Below are 4,547 nucleotides of genomic sequence, written 5' to 3'. Positions count from 1 at the left end.
CTGCAGATCCCGGCGACCCGGTACTTGGTGATGGACGACCGCGCGCTGCCGATCGGAGACGAATTGCTTGCCGGGTCGGATCTGGATTTCACCGAACCGAGGTTGGTCGGTTCAGCGCGGCTCGATACGGGCTACACGGGCCTCGTTCGAGGTACTGACGGCCTTGCGCGCGCATCCGTTGCGCGGCCCGAGGAAGGTCGTCGCACCTGGCGTCGCAAGCGACGCCCGCCCGCCGCCGTGGACAACTCTCGGCGCCGATGTCAACCCCGCAGGCTCCACTTATCGAAGCCAGTTCGGTGTTCAGACAACCGGGGCCACCTCTCAATGGCCAGACGGAGGGCCATGTCAACCGCTTGAAGTACCTCAAGCGCCAGATGTACGGGCGGGCAAGCGTCGAGTTGCTTCGGCTGAGAGTTCTGGGCTCGAACTGACGCGCTAAGGCACGCATTCGATGTCGCCGACGGTGGCCCATCGATGAAGCCGGCGACTTTGCACGAACCGCCTGCGCTCGCGGATTGGATAGCCGAGACCAAACTGTGCCAGCCCAAAGAGCTGAGTCCTTCGAATATTCCTCACCATGCACATCGCCACATCCGCGTCATCCGCGTCACACAAAGTGCGGAAGACCCGGATTTACTTTCTTCTACGTCAAATGGTCACCTGCTACCTCCGATACGTCATCGACCCGTTCAAGCTGAAGGAATTCGAACACTACGGCAAGCTCTGGATTCCGCTCGTCGAGAAGTTCGATGGGCAGCATCACGGCTACTTCCTGCCATCGGAAGGAGAGAACAATATCGCGCTTGCCATGTTCACCTTTCCAAGTCTTGCGGCTTACGAGAAGTACCGCGCGACGTCCGCCAATGATTCAGAGTGCCAAGACGCATTCAAATATGCAGAAGACACGCGTTGCATCGTCAGCTATGAACGCAGCTTCTTTAGGCCTGTGTTCGAGTGACTAGGACCAGCCGGAATACTGAGCCGCTCCTTCCGGCCATTAGGAGTCGTTCGCGATGGTCAGCTATGAGGAGGCCCAGTGCCAGAAGCGGCGCACGAATTGACACCCACGGCTTAGCAAATCGATCAGATGCAAGCTCCGCTGCTTGGGCCTCGACCGCCATTCGGCTGGCGAATCGTTGTTGGCAACAACTTCAACTCGATGGGGCCTCCCGGGCCGCCTCTACGCGGACCTGAGGAACATTTCGCTCCAATGCAGTCACGCCATGCCTTGGATCGTCATCCAGGTCCGCGTCTGCGCCCTGCGTCCTGACCATCACTGCCTGGCGAACCAGGCCGATGTGCTCTCGCAGCGTATAGGCTTCGCCGGCGTAGCTCAATGGGGTGCGGATCCGCGCAGCCGCCTGCTCGATCCGGCCCAGGTCGTCCAGCCATTGCTCGACGGGCAATGCGCCCTTGCGCGTACTAACATCGCGTTCGAGCAGTGCCAGCTCTCCGTACCAGCGGTAGATGCGCGACCGCGCGCGCCAGCGGAACAACCGCGGCAGAAGATTGGCCAAGGGAACGATCACGAACASCACGGGCACSAGCARCACGATCAGSCGTTCGACGTAGGCGGCGACGAAGAACGGCAAGTAGCGGTGAAGSAKGCTGGGCCCGAAGCGATGGTGGCGAWTCGCATCGGWSGAYACGGGCARRTCCACGGSTGCAGTGTTCGGAAACTCGYCGTCCGCYTCGAACWATCCCTGCTGCCCATGCAATTCACGCCCCGCCTCGAGGAGCAGGTTGACGATCGCCGGCGACAAGCCGTCGCGCGAAACCAGCATGGCCTTCGTGCCGATCAGCCTCACCTCCTGCTGCGGAATGTGCAGCGCGAGATCGATCGTCCCCGCTGGCAGCGTCAGCTTGGTGATGTAGGGAAATTTGCGCGGATACGCATCGGCGCGTGCCAGGCTCAGCAACTTCAGCTCCGGGTCGTGCAAGGCCTGCCAGATCGCCGGGAACTGCGCGGGGCCGACCAGGAACGCGGCATCGACCTGTCCCGCCTGCAACGCGCGCAGGGCGGCCAGATTGACCAATGGCACCAACTCGGAGTTCAGGTGGGTGATGTTGTTCGCTGCGAGCAGCGGTTCCATGAACGCGCGCACGCCGCTTTCCGGTGAGCCCACGGCGAGCCGTTTGTGGCGAAGTTCATCGAAGTGCGGGTGCACGACGCTGTCGCGATAGAAGATCCAGAGCGGCTCGTAGTACAGCGCGGCAAGCATGACGAGCTTCCCCTGGTCGGACGGGCGCACCACTCCGCCATGCATGAAGGCCACATCGACGCCGGATTTGGGGTCGCGCAGCAAGCGTTCGTTTTCTTCCGCGCCGCCGGTCATGCGTTCCTCGACCGTCACGCCCTCGCGCGCCAGGATCTCCTTGTAGCGCTGCGCGTACTGGTGGTACATGCCGTCTGGCAGGCCGGACGCGAGCACGATGCGGCGCGGAATCGTGCTTTCCAACCACCAGGCACCAAGGAAAGCCGCGGCGATCGCCGCGGCCGCGAGCAACGCCCAGCGCACTCGATCGCGTCGCGCTTTCAATGCCAAATCACGGCGTCGCATATGAAGTCGCAAGCGGGGCCGGTCAGCGTCCGTTCATGTCGAGCTCGACGTCGCGCCTGCTGCTGTCGCGCCCCAGCACAGCGAGGACTCGCCGGGGTAGCGCCGGCGTGATCTTCGCTTCCGCATTCCTCATCATTCAATTTTCCGTACCTTTTTCGTACCGCCCACGAAAAACGCTGCAGCTGCAAGCCCTGGTAAAGCATGTATTGGACTTGAATCAAGAAAACGGGTCAATGAGATCAACGCTTTAGAAGGAGTTCTCCTCGACAGCACCTCTACAAACCGCGCCAGAGTCAGGTCATTGCCCGCAAGGCGCAAATTCGTAGCCTGCTCGGCGAGTTCGGCTTGGTTATCCGCAAGGGCACACGTCGGCAAACCGATGGCGTCCGTCTACTGACCTTCGCGACAACGCCCCGGTTCGCTATGCTCTTGCTACAGCTGGAAAGATTCCTTGCGGTCTCGCACTGCAGATACCTATTGGAAGAACTCAAATGAACCGTGTTCTGGCCTTCCTCTTGGTCGCCGTCGCAGTGGTCGTCACGGGTTGCGCCACGTTGCCCCCTCCAAAGGACCGTGTCGAGACCACCGCCCTCACTGACACGGCGGGGACGCAGCTCGGCCGCGCGATTGCGCCCAGCGTCGCTGCGAATCCCGGCAAGACGGGCATCCATGCACTCCCCGACCCCCGCGATGCATTCGCCACGCGCGTTCTTATCGCAGGTTCCGTAGAAATGTCGCTCGACGCGCAATACTTCATCTGGAATGGCGATCACGTCGGTTATCTATTGTTCCAGGCACTCTGGCAGGCGGCCGAGCGGGGGGGGCGCGTGCGCCTGCTGCTCGATGACATGAATACGGAGGGGCTCGATCCCACCATCGCCACGCTCGACGCGCATCCGAACATCGAGGTGCGCCTCTACAACCCGGTGGTCATTCGCGAGAACCGCGCGCTCAACTTCGTGATCGATTTCACGCGCGTGAACCGGCGCATGCACAACAAGTCGTTCACCGCCGTCAACCAGGCAACGGTCGTAGGCGGACGCAACATAGCTGACGAGTACTTCGGCGCCGGGGGCGGCCTCACTTTTGCCGACCTGAACATCCTCGCTGTGGGACCAGCGGTGTCCGAGGTGTCCAAGGAGTTCGATGTCTACTGGAACAGCGCGTCCGGCTACCCGGCGTCAGGTTTCGTCGGTCCGCCAATGCCGGACGGCACCGCCAATCTCGAGGCCAAATTCGTGGCGAACCGCGCCGACCCTGAATCGATCGCATATCTCGAGGCGGTCCGCGCCACGCCGCTGGTGCGCGAGCTGCTGGACCGGAAGCTCGCGCTCGAATGGGCGACAGCCGAATTGGTGTACGACGACCCGGCCAAGACGCTCGACACCACGCAGCGGACCGACGTGCTGCTCTTCCCGGAGCTGGTGCGCAAGATCGGCCCGGCGGAGCTCGCCAAACGAGGCGTTACCGTGCGCATTCTCACCAACTCGCTCGCGGCATCCGATGAGAAGTCGGTGCATTCGGGCTACGGGAAGCGCCGTCGGCACCTGCTCCAGGCCGCTGTCCAGCTCTATGAGATCGAGCCGATCGCGGCAAGACTATCGTTGGAATCCAGCGACCGGTTCGGATCAGGCTCGTCCTCCGGCCTGCATGCCAAGACGCTTGCAGTCGACAGCCGCAGGATCTTCGTCGGCTCATTCAACTTCGACCAGCGCTCGGCTCGGCTCAACACCGAAATGGGACTGGTGCTCAGCAATCCGGTGCTCGCGCAGGGTCTGACCCGATTCTTCGATGTCGAAGTGCCAATGCTGGCGTATGAGGTACGGCTGGCCGCAGACAGCAACAGCCTGGAATGGATCGAGCGAACTGCGTCGGGCGTGAAGCACTACGACACCGAGCCCGAAACGGACTGGTCCACGCGGATGGGCGTCGAGCTGCTGTCGATCCTTCCCATCGAATGGCTGCTGTAGGCTGGCTGCTGTAGGC

General features: G+C 62.2%; 3 protein-coding genes. 2 read left to right on the top strand and 1 reads right to left on the bottom strand.

Going from position 1 to position 4,547, the window contains the following annotated elements:
- Positions 1 to 652: 652 nt before the first annotated feature.
- Positions 653 to 958: an NIPSNAP family protein gene (locus AC1DY5_RS42975; RefSeq protein WP_478120526.1), complete on the top strand. Its 306-nt coding sequence runs from the start codon at positions 653 to 655 to the stop codon at positions 956 to 958.
- Between the two features lie 193 nt (positions 959 to 1,151).
- On the opposite strand, the gene AC1DY5_RS42970 is transcribed toward AC1DY5_RS42975, so the two are convergent.
- The gene (locus AC1DY5_RS42970) at positions 1,152 to 2,507 is read right to left on the bottom strand and encodes a TAXI family TRAP transporter solute-binding subunit (RefSeq protein WP_478120525.1); all 1,356 of its coding nucleotides are present in this window, start codon (positions 2,505 to 2,507) and stop codon (positions 1,152 to 1,154) included.
- 545 nt (positions 2,508 to 3,052) lie between these two features.
- Here AC1DY5_RS42970 and AC1DY5_RS42965 point away from each other — a divergent pair.
- Positions 3,053 to 4,531: a phospholipase D family protein gene (locus tag AC1DY5_RS42965; RefSeq protein ID WP_478120524.1), complete on the top strand. Its 1,479-nt coding sequence runs from the start codon at positions 3,053 to 3,055 to the stop codon at positions 4,529 to 4,531.
- The last annotated feature ends 16 nt before the right edge of the window (positions 4,532 to 4,547 follow it).

The sequence above is a fragment of the Variovorax sp. P4_D9 genome, from assembly GCF_056401695.1.
The sequence above is the reverse complement of the archived record's forward strand: the minus strand, read 5'-3'. Positions and strand labels throughout refer to the sequence as shown.

Bases quoted from the DNA above. Each gene is read 5' to 3' on its own strand.
- AC1DY5_RS42975 (WP_478120526.1), top strand. From the start codon at position 653: ATGGTCACCTGCTACCTCCGATACGTCATCGACCCGTTCAAGCTGAAG.
- AC1DY5_RS42965 (WP_478120524.1), top strand. From the start codon at position 3,053: ATGAACCGTGTTCTGGCCTTCCTCTTGGTCGCCGTCGCAGTGGTCGTC.